The organism is Streptomyces sp. SCL15-4, assembly GCF_033366695.1.
Taxonomy (GTDB): Bacteria; Actinomycetota; Actinomycetes; order Streptomycetales; family Streptomycetaceae; genus Streptomyces.
The window spans coordinates 1,719,553-1,735,239 of record NZ_JAOBTQ010000001.1 but is presented as its reverse complement, the minus strand read 5'-3'; the positions used below and the strand labels follow the sequence as shown (position 1 = coordinate 1,735,239).

The window sequence follows — 15,687 nt, the reverse complement described above, 5'->3', positions numbered from 1 at the left end:
ACCCCCTGATCCCGGAGGGACTTCCGTGTCCGAACCCATCGACCTCGCCGCCTTCCCGCCCGACTTCCTGTGGGGCGCGGCCACCGCGGCATACCAGATCGAGGGAGCCGTGGCCGAGGACGGCCGTACGCCCTCCATCTGGGACACCTTCTCGCACACTCCCGGGAAGATCGCGAACGACGACCACGGCGATGTCGCCTGCGACCACTACCACCGCTGGCGCGAGGACATCGGCCTGATGCGGCAACTGGGCCTCAACGCCTACCGGTTGTCGGTCGCCTGGCCCCGCGTGCTGCCCGGCGGCACCGGACCGGTGAACCACAAGGGCCTCGCCTTCTACGACGAGCTGGTGGACGCCCTGCTGGCGGCGGGCATCACCCCGTCCGTCACCCTCTACCACTGGGACCTGCCCCAGGTGCTCCAGGACCGCGGCGGCTGGCCGGAGCGGGACACCGCGCAGGCGTTCGCCGAGTACGCCTCCGTCGTCGCCGGACGCCTCGGCGACCGCGTCACCCTGTGGACCACCCTCAACGAGCCGTCCTGCTCGGCCTGGATCGGCCATCTGGAAGGCACGATGGCGCCGGGCTGGACCGATCTGACCGCCGCCGTGCGCGCGTCCTGCCATCTGCTCCTCGGCCACGGCCTGGCCACCGAGGCGATCCGCGCCGCCGCACCCGGCGCCCGGGTCGGCATCGTCAACAACCTCTCCACCGTGCACCCGGCCACCGACCGCCCCGAGGACGTGGCGGCGGCCCGCCGGCACGACGGCCATGTCAACCGCTGGTGGCTCGACCCCGTGCACGGCCGCGGTTTCCCCGCCGACATGGTGGACACCTACGGCGTCGACCTCCCCCTGAAAGACGCCGACCTGGCCGCCATCGCGGCCCCGCTGGACTGGCTCGGCCTGAACTACTACTTCCCGGCGCACATCGCCGACGACCCCGAGGGGCCGGCGCCGTACGCCCGTTCCGTCCGGCGCGAGGGCGTCCCGCGCACCGGCATGGACTGGGAGATCGACGCCTCCGGCATCGAGACGCTGCTGCTGCGGCTCACCGAGGAGTACGGCGCCCGCACGCTGTACGTCACCGAGAACGGCTCCGCCTTCCCGGACGTCGTACGCCCCGACGGCAGCGTGGCGGACCCCGAGCGCCAGGACTACCTGGAGCGCCACCTCGCGGCCTGCGCCGCCGCCGTCCGCAAGGGCGCCCCGCTGGCCGGCTACTTCGCCTGGTCCCTGCTGGACAACTTCGAGTGGGCCTACGGCTACGACAAGCGGTTCGGGCTGGTCCACGTCGACTACCGCACCCAGGTCCGCACCATCAAGGGCAGCGGCCGGCGGTACGCGGACCTGGTCCGCGCCCACCGCGGCCGGACACGCCGGGCCGCCTGAGCCCGGCCCGGACGGCCGGTGGACACGGCTGGGGAGTCCGTGTCCACCGGCACACCGCACCCCATGTATGTCATGAGCACGCCAAAAAGCAGTAGTGCACCTCCACCCCACAAGGAGCGCCGCATGCCGTCCCGCACCCTGCTCGCCGCCCTGGCCGCCACCGCCCTGCTCTGCTCGGGCCCGCTGTCGGCCGCACCCGCCTTGGCCGCGCCCGCCGCCGCCGGCTGGGACACCGACCGGGCGGCCGCCGCCTACGCGCTGAACCCGGCCGCCGTCACCGCCTCCGGCAGCGAGAACGCCGGCACCGGCCCCGGCCTGGCCTTCGACGGCCAGGCGGCCACCCGCTGGTCCAGCGACTTCGCCGACGACGCCTGGATCCGCGTCGACCTCGGCTCCGTGCTCCGGGTCGACCGCGTCACCCTCGACTGGGAGGCCGCCTACGGCAAGCGCTATGTCCTGGAGGTCTCGAAGAACGGCACCGACTGGACACCCTTCTTCACCGAGACCGCCGGCACCGGCGGCTCGGTCACCGCGCACACCCACCCGCAGGAGGTCACCGGCCGCTACGTCCGGCTGCGCGGCCTGGAACGCGCCACGCCCTACGGCTACTCGCTGTGGAGCCTCAAGGTCTACGGCGGCGAGCCGGCGCCGGCCTCGGCCACCCGCGCCAACCTCGCCCTGCACCACCCCGCGTACGCGAACTACTACCAGGACGCGGGCCATTCACCGGCGTTCGTGACCGACGGCGGCCGGCCCGCCGACCTCAAGGGCGACGCCAGCCGCTGGTCCAGCGACTGGAACACGGACCGCTGGGTGTCGGTGGACCTCGGCGCGCCCTCCGCCGTCGACACGGTGGACCTCTACTGGGAGTCGGCCTACGCCGTCGACTACCTCCTCCAGGTGTCCGACGACAACCGCACCTGGCGCACGGTGTACCAACCGTCGGCCGCCGAGGTCGCCGCCCGCCGCGCCGACGTCAAGTCCCCGTCCGACGCGGCCGGCGTGCACGACTCGGTCCGGCTGCCCGCGCCCGTGACGGGCCGCTACGTCCGCATGCTCGGCAAGGAGCGCCGCTCCTTCTACAACCCGGCCCCCGCCACCGCCCAGTTCGGCTACTCGCTCTACGAGTTCGAGGTCTGGGGCACGGGCGGCAGCGCCTCCGCCGCGTACCCGGCGCTCCCGGCCGATCCACCGGGCGGCTACCGCACCACCTTCTTCGACGACTTCACCGGCGCCGCGCTGGACCGCTCCAAGTGGCGGGTGGTGCGCACCGGCACCGAGATGGGCCCGGTCAACGGCGAGTCCCAGGCGTACGTCGACTCGCCGGACACCGTCGCCACCCGCGACGGCAGCCTGGTCCTGAAGGCCGCGTACTGCAAGGGCTGCACCCGGGCGGGCGGCGGCACCTACGACTTCACCTCCGGACGCGTCGACACCCACACCCACCTCGACTTCACCTACGGCAAGGTCAGCGCCCGGATGAGGCTGCCGGTCGGCGACGGGTTCTGGCCGGCCTTCTGGCTGCTCGGCAGCAACGTCGACGACCCCTCGGTGTCCTGGCCGGCGTCCGGCGAGACCGACATCATGGAGAACATCGGCTACCCGGACTGGACCAGCAGCGCCCTGCACGGCCCCGGCTACTCGGCGGACGGCAACATCGGCGCCCGCCAGACCTACCCGAACGGCGGCACGGCCGGCCAGTGGCACACGTACGCGGTCGAATGGACCCCGACGGCGCTGCGCTTCTTCGTGGACGACCGCGTGGTGCAGGAGACGACCCGGAACAAGCTGGAGTCCACCCGCGGCCAGTGGGTCTACGACCACGACCAGTACCTCATCCTGAACCTCGCCCTCGGCGGCGCCTACCCGGCCGGCTGGAACAAGGTCACCAGCCCGTACTGGGGCCTGCCCCAGTCCAGTGTCGACAAGGTCGCGTCCGGGGCGGTGCGGGCCGAGATCGACTGGGTGCGGGTCGAGCAGAAGGGCTGAGCCGGCGTCGGCCGGAAAGGGACGGAAGGGCTGAACCGGCCGCCGTGCCGGGGAGGACGGAAGGGCCGGGCCGGCCGTCGCGCCGGGGGAGCGGCGCGGCGGCCGGCGCCCGGCCGCTCAGTCCTTCGCGCGGCGCCGCGTCCCGGCCGCCAGCAGCAGCGCCGACAGGAGGGCGGTCGCCCAGGCGGCCGCCACGACGCCGTGGTCCCCGGAGCCGGACATGCCCGCCGCGGCCAGCGCGAGGAACACGCCGGCGGCCTGCGTGCCGGTGCCGGGCGGCATCGGGGCCGCCGTCGCCGGACGTCTGCGCGGGACCCACAGGCGCAGCAGCTCCGCGGTGGTCGCGAGCGCGGCGAGCCGGGAGCCCACCCGCAGCCACAGCGGCGGCGTGACCTCGCCCAGCTCGCCCACGCCGGTCACGCTGCACAGCGCGAACAGCAGGACGGGCAGCAGCCAGCCGAGGCCGGCGCGCACCCGCGTGCCGGGCTCTCCCGCGGTCCCCGGCTCGCTCACCGGCGCGCCTTCCCCGGCGCCGGAGCCGTCCTCCGGAGCGCGGGGGCCCGGGACGGTCGGCAGCGGGCGCAGGGCGCGGGACTGGGCGCGGCGCAGGCGGCGGCCCGCGTCGCCGTACCGGTCCTGGTGGGCGGCGAGTTCCGCCTGGAGGGCGAGCAGTCGCTCGGCCATCGCGTCGAACTCCGCCCGGCGTTCGGCGGCCGCCCGCCCGGCCTCGCGGGCCGCCTCGGCGAGCCGGGACAGCGCCTCGGTGCGCAGCCGTACGGCGTCCTCGCGGGCCGCGTCCGCCTCCCGGGGCAGCTCGGCCGCCTCCGCCTTCAGCCGGGCGCGTTCGGTCTCGATGATCTCGGCGATGCGGTGCCGCTGGTCCGGCGGCAGCTCCCGCGGCGCCCGGGCCTTGGCGCGGGCCACGGCGGCCCGGCGCCACTCCATCAGCGGCCGGCCGCGGTGCTCGCCGATCCCGTTGATGTGCACCTTGCGGCCGTGCGGACGGTGGAGGTACAGCACCTCGCCGCCCTTGCCGTGGGGGGCCTTGCCCCAGCTGACCCGGGTGAAGTCGGCGGCCGTGCGGATCCCGGCCGCGCCGAGGTCCCGGATCAGGCCCGCGCCGATGCCGTTGATCTCGCTCGTGGTGAGCCGGGTGGCGCGCAGCGAGCGTTCGACCGACTCCCGGCGCAGCACCGTCAGGGCGCGCCGCTCCTGATGCTCCCGCTTGCCGTCCAGGCCGTCGAGCCGCCGGGCCAGGGAGCGTTCGCGGCGCAGCCGCCGCTCGTGGACGCGTTGCAGGGTCTTCGCGCAGGCGGCCTCGGCGCGCCCGCGCTCCCGGGCCTCGCGGTTCAGCCGCCGCAGGTCGGCCAGTTCGAAGGCGCGGCGACCGTCCAGCAGGCGGCGCAGGGCGCGGACCGACTCGATCAGCCGGCGGCGCTCGGCGCGTATCTCCGCGGGGGCGGGCGGGACGGGGGCGTGCCCGTCCCGAAGGGTGGTGGTGCTCTCGCTCAAGGTCTCTCGCTCAGGAGGGCCGGACGCCGCGCTCGCGGCTCGGAGGCGTCGCCTCCGCAGAGGCGACCGCCGAGCGGGCGGGAAGGTTGCCCCGTGATCATGACCTCGGGCTTAATGCATATGATGTGCAAGTGCGTACGTATAGCGTGAGGCCCGCGACCGCCGACGACCTCGACAGTGCCAGGTCCGTCATGCTCGACACCGTCTACCGCGACTTCGGCACCGGGTACGTGCCCCGGTGGCACGCCGACATCGTGGACCCGGCCGCCTGCTACCTGGAGCCCGTCCGGCACACCCTGCTCGTCGCCGTGGACGCGGACGGCCGGGTCGTCGGCACCGGCGCCCTCGACTCGCGCGGCCCGCAGTCGCCGCCGAACCCGCCCCGGCTGGCCGAGCGGTACCCCTCCGGCGAGACCGCGCAACTGCGCCGCGTGTACGTGCGCCCCGGGCACCGGCGCCGGGGCATCGCGCGCGAACTGGTGGTCCGGCTGCTGGACTTCGCCGCCGCGGACGGCGGCTACCGGTCCGTGTACCTGCACACCGACCCCGCCGTGCCCGGCGCCGAACCCTTCTGGCGCTCGCTCGGCACGGTCGTGCACGACGAGCGCGAGGACGCCGGAGGCGGTCAGGGCGTCGTGCACTTCGAGATTCCTCTGGAGCGGACCGTGGGCGCCGCGGACGGTCCCGAGCGAGCCAGGGTTTATTGGAAATGATTTCCATGTAATCTTTCGCTCCGACCGCACGTCACCTCCACCCGCACGAACGAGGACCATGCCTGCCCCGCGCCCTTCCCGCCTGCTCGCCGCCCTACTCGCCACGCCCCTCCTCGCCGGGTGCTTCGCCTCCTCCGGCGAGGCGGACGACAAGCCCGCCGACGGCTCGCGGCTCCGTGTCGCACTCGCCTTCCCGCCCGCCGAACGGCTCTCGCCGTACGGCGCCGACGCCACGATCCTCAGCCGGCTCGGCGTCACCGAGGGCCTGACCGCGCTCGACGGCAACGGCACCGCCGCTCCCGCCCTCGCCTCCTCCTGGCGCCGGCAGGACGAGCGCACCTGGCAGTTCACCCTGCGCGAGGCCACCTTCCACGACGGCTCCGAGGTCACCGCCGCGTCCGTGGCCGCCTCGCTCGGCCGGGCCGCCCACGCCCGGCCCGCCCCGGCCGCCCTGTCCGGCGTGACGCTCACCGCGAAGGCCGTGGACCGGCACCGGATACGCGTCAGCACCGGCCGGCCCGACCCCATCCTGCCGCTCAGGCTGTCCAGTCCGAGCCTCGCCGTGCTCTCCGCGAAGGCCTACCGGGACAAGGACCGCGTCGACCCGGCCGGCACCGGCACCGGCCCCTTCACGCTGAAGAAGGTCACCGGCGCCGCCTCCGCCACGCTCGACCGGTACGACGGCTACTGGGGCGGACGCGCCCAGGCCGCCGGCATCGACGTCCGCTTCGTCCCCGACGGCACCGCCCGCACCAACGCCCTGCGCAGCGGCGACACGGACATCGCCGAAGCCGTCCCGGTGGCCCAGGCGGCCACGCTCCGCCCGGACACCCGCCGCGAGACCGCCACCACCCGCACCACCAGCCTGCTGCTCAACCACCGCTCCGGCCCGTTCGAGGACGCGCGGCTGCGCGCCGCCGCCCGCGCCGCCGTCGACACCTCCGCCCTCGCCAAGGGCGTCTACGAAGGCCACGCCGACCGCGGCACCGGAATCTACGGCCCCGCCGTCAGCTGGGCCGAGGGACGCCATCCCGCGCCGGTCGGCAGGGCCACGCCGAAGCGGCCCGACGGCACCCGGATCACCCTCGCCACCTACGACAACCGGCCCGAACTCCCCGAGGCCGCCCAGGTACTGGGCCAGCAGCTGGAGAAGGCCGGCTTCCGCGTCAAGCTCGTCGTCCGCGAGTACGCGCGGCTGGAGAGCGACGCCCTCGCCGGAAGGTTCGACGCCTTCGTCCTCGCCCGCAACAGCCTCGTCGACACCGGCGACCCGGTCGCCATCCTCGCCGGCGACTACACCTGCGACGGCGGCTACAACCTGGCCCAGCTGTGCGACAAGGACGTCGACCGGGCCGTGGCCGAGGCCGAGCGCACCGCCGACCCCGTCGAGCGGCAGGACGCCGCGCTGCGCGCCGAGGCACACGTCCTCGGCACCGACTCCGTCGTACCGCTGGTCCACCAGCGCGTCATCACCGGCGTCGGCCGCTCCGTCAAGGGCGTGCTGCTCGACCCCTACGAGCGCACCCTCATCGGCACCGGCACCCGGCGCTGACCCGTGCGGACCGTGCTGTGGCGGGCCTTCCTCGCCGCCGCCCTGGTGTGCGGGATCGGCCTGCTGCCCTGGCTCAGCCGCACCGACCCCGCGCTCACCGTGCTCAAGGCACGCGCCCAGGACCGCGACCCGGACCCCGCCGTGCTCGCCGCCATCCGCGACCAACTCGGCCTGGACGCGGGCCCGCTGACGCTGCTCGGACGCTGGCTCGGCGGACTGCCGCGCGGGGACGCCGGCCGGTCCTGGATCTCCGGGGCCGAGGCCGGACCGCTCGTGGCACGGGCCCTCGGTGCCTCCCTGCTGCTCATGGCGGTCGCCCTCCTGGTGGCCGCCTGCACCGCGGCCGCCGTCTGCGCCCGCACCCTGTACCGGGGCGGCCGGACCCGGCCCGGCGGCACCGGCTCCGCCGTGCTCGCCACCCTGCCGGAGTTCCTCACCGCCTCCGTCCTCGCCACCGTCGTCGGCGTCCAGCTGGGCTGGCTGCCCGCCCTCGGCTGGTACGGGCCCCGGTACACCGTGCTGCCCGCGCTCGCCCTCGGCCTGCCCGCCGGAGCCGTCCTCGGCCGGCTCCTCGACGACCAGCTGCCCGGCGCCTTCGCCGAACCCTGGGCGCGCGCCGCCGCCGCGCGCGGACTGCCCCGCGCGCGCGTCGCCCGCCAGGCGCTGCGGCGCTGCCTGCCCGGACTGCTGCCGAACACCGCCCTGTTCGTCGTCGGCATGACCGGCGGCGCCGTCGCCGTCGAGCAGCTCTACGACATCCCCGGCCTCGGCCGCACCACCCTCCAGGCCGCCCTCGCCCAGGACCTGCCCGTCCTCCAGGCCGGCACCCTCGCCCTGCTGCTGCTCGCCGCGCTCGCCACCGGCGCGGCCCGGCTCGCCGTCCGGCTGCTCACCGGCCCCGCCCTGCGCGACGGCGCCCTGCCCGCCCCGCCCCGCCTCACCCCGGCCGTACGCCGCACCCCGCCGCTGCTGCTCGGCGGGGCGCTGCTCGCGGTCCTCGCCGCCGGCCTGCCCCGCGACCCGCTCGCCCTGAACACCACCGCCCGCCTGCGACCCCCTTCCCTTGCCCACCCGTTCGGCACCGACGCGCTCGGCCGCGACCTGCTCGCCCGGGTCGCCCACGGCGCCCTGGACACCCTGCTGCTCGCGCTCGCGATCAGCGCCGGCACCCTGCTCGCCGGACTGCTGCTCGGCCTGCTGCCCCGGCTGTCCGGACCGCTCGCCGACACCGTCAACGCCGTACCGCCCGTGCTCGCCGCGCTGCTGGTCACCGCCGTCACCGGAGGCGGCCCGGCCACCCCCGCGCTGGCCGTCGCCGCCGTCGCCTGGGCCCCCCTCGCCACCCACACCTCCGCCCTGCTCCGCCAGGAACGCGCCGCCCTCCACCTCACCGCCACCCGGGCCCTCGGCGCCGGCCGCCGGTACCTCCTGCGCCACGAACTCCTGCCCGCCGTCGTCCCGCCCGTCACCCGGCACGCCCTGCTGCGGCTGCCCGGCACCGCACTCGCCCTCGCCGCGCTCGGCTTCCTCGGCCTCGGCGCCCAGCCGCCGTCCCCCGAGTGGGGCTGGCTGCTCGCCGAGAACCAGCCCTACGCCGAGCGCGCCCCCTGGGCCGTCCTCGCGCCCGCCGCCGTCCTCGCCGTCCTCGGCGCGCTGGCGGTGACCTCCGCGGGCGCCGTCCACCGCCGCCGCCCGGCCCGACCCGCCACCGCCACAAGGGAGACGACCGCCCGATGAGCGCCGCGCGCACCGGCCGGACCCCGCTGCCGCCGCTGCTGCGGCTGCTGATTCTCACCCAACTCGCCTTCAACATCGGCTTCTTCGCCGTCCTGCCGTTCCTCGCCGAACACCTCGGCACGGCGATCGGCATGGCCGGCTGGCTGGTCGGCGTCGTCCTCGGACTGCGCACCTTCAGCCAGCAGGGACTGTTCGTGGCGGGCGGCGCCCTCGCCGACCGGTACGGCGTGCGGCCCGTCGTCCTCACCGGGTGCGCGCTGCGCATCGCCGGGTTCGCCTGGCTCGGATACGCGGAACGCACCTGGTCGGTGATCGGCTCCGTCCTGCTGATCGGCTGCGCCGCCGCGCTGTTCTCCCCGGCGGTGGAATCGGAGGTCGCCCGGCAGGCCGTGCTGCGCGAGGAGGCCGGCGGCGGTCCGCGCGCCCGGGTACTGGCCCTGTTCACCGTCGCCGGGCAGGCGGGCGCCTTCACCGGCCCGCTGCTGGGCGCCCTGCTGCTGACGGCCGACTTCCGCACGGTCTGCCTGGCCGGCGCGGCCGTCTTCACCGCCGTCCTCGCCGGACACGCCGTCCTGCTGCCCCGGCACCTGCCCGGCCGCGAACCCGTCGCCGTGCGCGGCGGACTCGGTCCGCTGCTGCGCAACCGCCGCTTCCTCGCTTTGAGTTGCGGATACGGTGCGCAACTCCTCGCCTACAACCAGCTCTACCTCGCCCTGCCCGCCGAGGTCCGGCGCACCTCCGGCTCCCAGGCGCCGGTCGCCTGGCTGTTCGCGCTGTCCTCCCTGCTGGTGGTGGCCGCCCAACTGCCCGTCACCCGCTGGGCCGGCCGCCGGCTCACCCCGCGCCGCTCGCTGGCCGCCGGGCTGCTGCTGACCGGCGCCGGATTCGCCGCCGTCGCCGCGGCCCGCCCCGCCGGCCTCACCGGCATGGCCGGACTGGCCCCGCTCGCCGCCCTGGTCGTCCTGCTCACCCTCGGCCAGATGCTGGTCGCGCCGGTCGCCCGCGCCTGGCTGCCCGACCTCGCCGCGCCCGGCCGCATCGGTCTCTACACCGGCGCCCTGTCCTCCGTCTCCGGCCTGCTGGTCCTGCTCGGCAGCACCGCCTCCGGCGCGCTCCTCGACCTCGGGCTGCCCCCGGCGCTGCCCTGGGCGGTCCTGGCGGCGGTGCCCCTGGCGGCGGTGCTGATCCTGCCCAGGGACCGGCCCGCCCACGGCACGGCACCCGAGCCGGCGTGAGCCGGGCCCCGCGCGCCGCCCGTGCCGGCCGCGTCCGGGCCGGCTCGGGTCCGGTCCGGTGCGCCGCGGTTCGCGCGGAAAGCGGCTCGAGTCCGGCTCAGCGTGCCACCGGCTCCGGCAGCCGGGTCTGCCGGGTCCGCCCGGCCGGCACCATCCCCGGCATCCCGGACGGCACCCCGGCCGACGCTCGCGCGGTACGCCACAGCCACACCACATCCCGACCGAACGACCACACCAGCGAGCCCAGCGCGAGCAGCACGACCACCAGCTCCGCCGCGTACGGCAGCAGCCCGGAGCCCGCCACCAGCAGGCACACCCCCTGCACGGCCGCGACGGTCTTGCGGGCGAAGGACGGCGGCAGCGGCGCCGTCAGCCACGGCGCACACCAGGCCACGGCGACGAACGCGTAGCGCATCGCGCCGATCAGCAGCACCCACGGCCCCAGCCGCGCCGACACGTACACGCTGAGCACCAGGATCAGGAACGCGTCCACCTCCATGTCGAAGCGGGCCCCCAGCGCCGAGGCGGTGCCGGTGCGCCGGGCCACCAGGCCGTCCACGCCGTCCAGCAGCAGCGCCACGGCGGTCAGGACGACCAGCACCGGCACCGGCGGCGCGCTCGCGAAGGAGTCCGCGACCAGCGCCGTCACCCCGCCGACCAGACCGGCCCGGCCCAGCGTGACCCGGTTCGCCGGCCCTAGGCGGCGCAGCCGGGAACGGTGCCCGGCACGGGAGAGCACCACCCAGGTGGCGCACGCGAAACCCAGCCCCGTCAGCCAGCCGGCCGGCCCCAGGCCGAGCAGCGCCATGAGCAGCACCTGCCCGCCCGCTCCCACGGCGGTCTCCCGCCGGAGCCTCGCGTCGTACGTGTTGTTCAGGGCCACCGCACATCCTCCGGCCGAGTGACAGAGTCGATCAACGCCGCGTACCGTGCGCGGCCTGTGCACCACCCGGTACGCGAACAGCTTCCCGATCGTTCAGGAGGACGCCGATGAACCGCTGCGCCCGCGCGTTCTGGCTCCGCTCGCCCGGCCACGGAGAACTCCGCGAGGTCACCCTCCCCGAACCCGCCCGGGACGAGGTCCTGGTGCGCACCCTGTACTCCGGGGTGAGCCGGGGCACCGAGACGCTCGTCTTCCGCGGCGGGGTGCCGGACAGTCAGCGCGCCGTGATGCGCGCGCCGTTCCAGGAGGGCGACTTCCCGGGCCCGGTGAAGTACGGCTACCTCAGCGTCGGCGTGGTGGAGGAGGGCCCGGACGCGCTGACCGGCCGTACGGTCTTCTGCCTGTACCCGCACCAGAGCCGGTACGTCGTCCCGGCGAGCGCCGTCACCGTCGTCCCCGAAGCCGTGCCCGCCGAACGGGCCGTCCTCGCCGGGACCGTGGAGACCGCCGTCAACGCGCTGTGGGACGCGGCCCCTCTGATCGGCGACCGGATCGCGGTCGTCGGCGGCGGCATGGTCGGCTGCGCGGTCGCCGCGCTGCTCGCCCGCTTCCCCGGCCTCCGCCTCCAGCTCGTCGACACCGACCCGGCACGCGAGGAGACCGCGCGGGCGCTCGGCGTGGACTTCGCCCGGCCCGCCGACGCCCTCGGCGACTGCGACCTCGTCGTGCACGCCAGCGCCACCGAGGCCGGCCTCACCCGGGCCCTCGCCCTCCTCGCCCCCGAAGGCACGGTCGTCGAACTGAGCTGGTACGGCGACCGGACCGTGGCCCTGCCGCTCGGCGAGGCCTTCCACTCCCGCCGGCTCACCCTGCGCGGCAGCCAGGTCGGCACCGTCTCCCCGGCCGCCCGCGCCGGCCGCACCTACGCCGACCGGATGACGCTCGCCCTGGACCTGCTCGGCGACTCCGCGCTGGACGCCCTCGTCACCGGCGAGAGCCCCTTCGAGGAACTCCCGTCCGTGCTGCCGAAGCTGGCGTCCGGCCAGATCCCCGCCCTGTGCCACCGCATCCGCTACACCGGGACCGCCTGACCTGAGAGAAGAGTGAGACAGGCTGAACACGGGGAAGCGACGAGCCGTACTACACGGCATCCCCCGGCGGGCAAGGGCAGGGGGAGCAGACGCGCCGCACCTGGAGGGTCGTCCGTTGTTCAGCATCACCGTCCGCGATCACCTGATGATCGCCCACAGCTTCCGCGGCGAGGTCTTCGGACCCGCGCAGCGACTGCACGGCGCCACGTTCCTCGTGGACGCGACCTTCCGCCGCGAACAGCTGGACGAGGACGGCATCGTGGTCGACATCGGCCTGGCCACCCGGGAACTCCACGCGGTAGTGGCGCAGTTGAACTACCGCAACCTGGACGACGAGCCGGACTTCCGCGGCGTCAACACCTCCACCGAGTATCTCGCCAAGGTCATCGCCGACCGGCTCGCCGAGCGGATCGCCGAGGGCCGGCTGGGGGAGGGCGCCAAGGCCCTCGCGGGCATCACCGTCACCCTGCACGAGTCGCACATCGCCTGGGCGAGTTACGAGCGTGCCTTGTGACCGGCCTGACCGCGCGGCGCACCCGCCACCCCCGTCCGCCCGCCGCCGAGGACACCATCCGGACCGTTCCCATGACCCTGCGCACCGCGCACTTCGTGCTGCCGGGCGGCGTCGACGACCCGGCCGCGCCCAGCGGCGGCAATGTCTACGACCGCCGGATCTGCCTGGACCTGCCCGGCTTCGGCTGGCAGGTCACCCGGCACCCCGTCCCCGGCGGCCGTCCCCGGCCGGACCGCCCCGCCCGCGACCGGCTCGCCCGCACCCTGCGGGACCTGCCGGACGACTCCGTCGTCCTGCTCGACGGACTCGTGGCCTGCGGCGTCCCGGAGATCGTCGTCCCGGAGGCCGGGCGGCTGCGCCTCGCCGTCCTCGTCCATCTGCCGCTCGGCGACGAGACCGGCCTGGACCGGGCCGTCGCCGCCGGCCTGGACATCCGTGAGCGGGCGGTGCTGCGGGCCGCGGGCGCGGTGATCGCCACCAGCGGCTGGGCGGGGCGCCGACTCGTCTCCCACCACGGGCTCGCCCCCGACCGTGTGCACGTGGCCGCGCCCGGCGCCGACATCGCGCCCCTCGCGCCCGGCACCGACGGCGTGTCCCGGCTGCTGTGCGTGGCCGCCGTGACCCCGCGCAAGGGCCAGCACCGGCTGGTGGAGGCGCTCGCGGCGGTCCGGGACCTGCCGTGGACCTGCGAGTGCGTCGGCGGCCTCGGCCACGACCCCGCATACGTGGCCCGGGTGGAGGAGTCGATCGCCCGCCACGGCCTCACCGGCCGGCTGCGCCTGACCGGCCCCCGCTCCGGTGCCGCACTGGACGCCTCCTACGCCGCCGCCGACCTGATGGTCCTCGCCTCCCGCGCCGAGACCTACGGCATGGCGGTCACCGAGGCCCTCGCCCGGGGCGTCCCGGTCCTCGCCACCGACGTCGGCGGCCTGCCCGAGGCGGTCGGCCGCGCCCCCGACGGCCGGGTGCCCGGCATCCTCGTCCCGCCGGAGGACCCCGGCGCGCTCGCCGCCGCGCTGCGCCGCTGGTCCGGCGACCCCGACGTACGCCGCCGCCTCCGGGCGGCGGCCCGCGGCCGCCGCACCGCGCTCACCGGCTGGCCCGCCACGGCCCGCGCCGTGGCCACCGTCCTCCACCGGCTCCCGCACCCTGGGCGGAGGCCGGCATGAACACTCCCGAAACGGCGACCGGCAACGCGATCCCGGTCCGGCCGGAACCGAGAGGAGCGCTACCGATGGCCGACGGCACGGGCAGCGGGGAGGGGCCGGGTGCGGGTGGGGGCGGTGCGGAGGCGCGGAGTGTGCGTGCGGGCGGCGGCGGGGCCGGGGAGCGCGGCGGTGTGCCGGACAGCGGCGCGGGCAGCGGGGAGGGGCCGGGTGCGGGTGGGGGCGGTGCGGAGGCGCGGAGTGTGCGTGCGGGGCGCGGAGTGTGCGTGCGGGCGGCGCGGCGGCGGCGGTGTGCCGGACGAGCGGCGCGGGCAGCGGGGAGGGGCCGGGTGCGGGTGCCGGTGCGGAGGCGCGGAGTGTGCGTGCGGGCGGCGGCGCGGCGGGGGAGCGCGGCGGTGTGCCGGACGACGGCACGGGCAGCGGGGAGGGACCGGGTGCGGGTGCGGGCGGTGCGGAGGCGCGGAGTGTGCGTGCGGGCGGCGGCGCGGCGGGGGAGCGCGGCGGTGTGCCGGACGGCGGCGCGGGCAGCGGGGAGGGGCGGAACGGTGTGTCGCGCGGCGGGACGACGCGAGGCGTGAGCACGGGGGAGCGGAACGGTCCGCCGGGCCGGAGCGCCGGCGGCGCGGAGGCGCGGGCCGTGCGCGCGGCCGGCCACAGGGCCGGTGCGTCGGGCGGCGGCGCGGAGGCGGTGGAGCGGGACGGCGGGTCCTGTGACGGCGTGCCGGAGGAGTCGTACGGTTCCGGAGGCGGCCCCTTCCCGGCCGTCGCCGGTGCCGGGCCCGTGGGACGGCCCGGGGAGCGGGAGACCGTGCGGCTGCGCGGCGGGAGGTCCGAGGAGCCGCCGCGGTACGCGCCCGAGTGGCTGCGGCTGCGGGAGGGCGCCGACGCGGCGGCCCGCGCGCGGGAACTGCTCGACCCGCTGCGGGTCCGGCCGGCCGGCGGCGGCCTGGTCGTGCACGACCTGGGCTGCGGCACCGGCTCGATGGGCCGCTGGCTCGCGCCGCGCCTGGCCGGCGCCCAGCACTGGGTCCTGCACGACCGCGATCCCCACCTGCTGCACTTCGCCGCCGCCGGCGCCCCGCGCCGCGCCGCCGACGGCAGCCGCGTCACCGTGGAGACCCGGCGCGGCGACCTAGCCCGGCTCACGCCCGGGGCGCTGGCCGGGGCCTCGCTGGTGACCGCGTCCGCGCTGCTCGACGTCCTCACCCGGGCGGAGATCGAGACCCTGGCGGACGCCTGCGCGGGCGCCGGCTGCCCGGCCCTGCTCACCCTCTCCGTCACCGGGCGCGTCGAACTCACCCCGGCCGACCCGCTGGACGCCGTGATCACCGAGGCGTTCAACGCCCACCAGCGGCGCGCCGGACTGCTCGGCCCGGACGCGGTCACGGTGGCCCGCCGGGTGTTCGCCGAGCGCGGCGCGACGGTCCGTCCGCACCCGAGTCCATGGCGGCTCGGCCCCGCGGACGCCGCGCTGACCGAGCAGTGGCTGCGCGGCTGGGTGGGCGCGGCGGTCGAGCAGCGGCCGGAACTGCGCGGCGCCGCCGAGCGCTACCTGACCGCCCGCCTCACCGCCTGCGCGACCGGCACGCTGCGCGTCACCGTCCACCACACCGACCTGCTGGCGCTGCCCCGGCCGACGGGCGGTCCCGCATGACCGCGAGACCGACGGGACCGCGCCCGAGGACGTCCCGCGCCACGGACACCGGCACGTACGCGCGCAGGCCGCCGGCGAGTCGAGCGCGCGCGGCCGTCGTGGCGGAGGCCGGGCCGGTGCGCGGGAGCGTGGCGCGCGAGGACGGTCCGGTACGTCCGCGCGGGACACCGCAGACGCCCCCGGCACCCATGCGCGGAGCATCGAAGGCGCACCCGGTGCCTACGCGCGCGGTGCCGGAGGAGACCCCTCGC

Annotated in this window: 12 protein-coding genes; 10 read left to right on the top strand and 2 right to left on the bottom strand. The window is 76.6% G+C overall.

Features of this window, described 5'->3' with window-relative positions:
* Positions 1-25: 25 nt before the first annotated feature.
* Positions 26-1,390: a GH1 family beta-glucosidase gene (locus SCK26_RS07250; protein ID WP_318200429.1), complete on the top strand. Its 1,365-nt coding sequence runs from the start codon at positions 26-28 to the stop codon at positions 1,388-1,390.
* A 123-nt stretch (positions 1,391-1,513) separates the two neighbouring features.
* Complete coding sequence (locus tag SCK26_RS07245; protein WP_318200428.1) at positions 1,514-3,379, top strand: discoidin domain-containing protein; 1,866 nt, start codon at positions 1,514-1,516, stop codon at positions 3,377-3,379.
* 117 nt (positions 3,380-3,496) lie between these two features.
* Here SCK26_RS07245 and SCK26_RS07240 read toward each other — a convergent pair whose 3' ends face one another.
* The gene (locus SCK26_RS07240) at positions 3,497-4,891 is read right to left on the bottom strand and encodes a hypothetical protein (protein ID WP_318200427.1); all 1,395 of its coding nucleotides are present in this window, start codon (positions 4,889-4,891) and stop codon (positions 3,497-3,499) included.
* A 131-nt stretch (positions 4,892-5,022) separates the two neighbouring features.
* Here SCK26_RS07240 and SCK26_RS07235 point away from each other — a divergent pair, with 131 nt between their 5' ends.
* Genes SCK26_RS07235 through SCK26_RS07220 form a run of 4 tightly spaced genes read left to right on the top strand, consistent with a single transcriptional unit; the run spans position 5,023 to position 10,128 of the window.
* Positions 5,023-5,604 (top strand): N-acetyltransferase family protein, encoded by a 582-nt coding sequence (locus SCK26_RS07235; RefSeq protein ID WP_412080716.1) that lies wholly within the window; start codon positions 5,023-5,025, stop codon positions 5,602-5,604.
* A 58-nt stretch (positions 5,605-5,662) separates the two neighbouring features.
* Positions 5,663-7,156 carry an ABC transporter substrate-binding protein gene (locus tag SCK26_RS07230; protein ID WP_318200425.1) on the top strand — a complete coding sequence of 498 codons (1,494 nt, stop codon included), beginning with the start codon at positions 5,663-5,665 and terminating at the stop codon, positions 7,154-7,156.
* Positions 7,157-7,159: 3 nt separating this feature from the next.
* Positions 7,160-8,893, top strand: a complete 1,734-nt coding sequence (locus SCK26_RS07225; protein ID WP_318200424.1) for an ABC transporter permease subunit — start codon at positions 7,160-7,162, stop codon at positions 8,891-8,893.
* Positions 8,890-10,128 (top strand): MFS transporter, encoded by a 1,239-nt coding sequence (locus SCK26_RS07220; protein WP_318200423.1) that lies wholly within the window; start codon positions 8,890-8,892, stop codon positions 10,126-10,128. Before SCK26_RS07225 ends, SCK26_RS07220 begins: the two co-directional genes overlap by 4 nt.
* A gap of 97 nt (positions 10,129-10,225) precedes the next feature.
* Here SCK26_RS07220 and SCK26_RS07215 read toward each other — a convergent pair whose 3' ends face one another.
* Positions 10,226-11,011 carry a CDP-alcohol phosphatidyltransferase family protein gene (locus tag SCK26_RS07215; RefSeq protein ID WP_318200422.1) on the bottom strand — a complete coding sequence of 262 codons (786 nt, stop codon included), beginning with the start codon at positions 11,009-11,011 and terminating at the stop codon, positions 10,226-10,228.
* Positions 11,012-11,118: 107 nt separating this feature from the next.
* Here SCK26_RS07215 and SCK26_RS07210 point away from each other — a divergent pair, with 107 nt between their 5' ends.
* The 4 genes from SCK26_RS07210 to SCK26_RS07195 all read left to right on the top strand — a co-directional run bounded on the left by SCK26_RS07210 (position 11,119) and on the right by SCK26_RS07195 (position 15,436).
* Positions 11,119-12,102 (top strand): zinc-binding alcohol dehydrogenase, encoded by a 984-nt coding sequence (locus SCK26_RS07210; RefSeq protein WP_318200421.1) that lies wholly within the window; start codon positions 11,119-11,121, stop codon positions 12,100-12,102.
* 115 nt (positions 12,103-12,217) lie between these two features.
* The gene (locus SCK26_RS07205; RefSeq protein ID WP_318200420.1) at positions 12,218-12,616 is read left to right on the top strand and encodes a 6-carboxytetrahydropterin synthase; all 399 of its coding nucleotides are present in this window, start codon (positions 12,218-12,220) and stop codon (positions 12,614-12,616) included.
* A gap of 56 nt (positions 12,617-12,672) precedes the next feature.
* Positions 12,673-13,785, top strand: a complete 1,113-nt coding sequence (locus SCK26_RS07200; protein ID WP_412080840.1) for a glycosyltransferase family 4 protein — start codon at positions 12,673-12,675, stop codon at positions 13,783-13,785.
* A gap of 715 nt (positions 13,786-14,500) precedes the next feature.
* Positions 14,501-15,436 (top strand): class I SAM-dependent methyltransferase, encoded by a 936-nt coding sequence (locus SCK26_RS07195; protein WP_318205944.1) that lies wholly within the window; start codon positions 14,501-14,503, stop codon positions 15,434-15,436.
* The last annotated feature ends 251 nt before the right edge of the window (positions 15,437-15,687 follow it).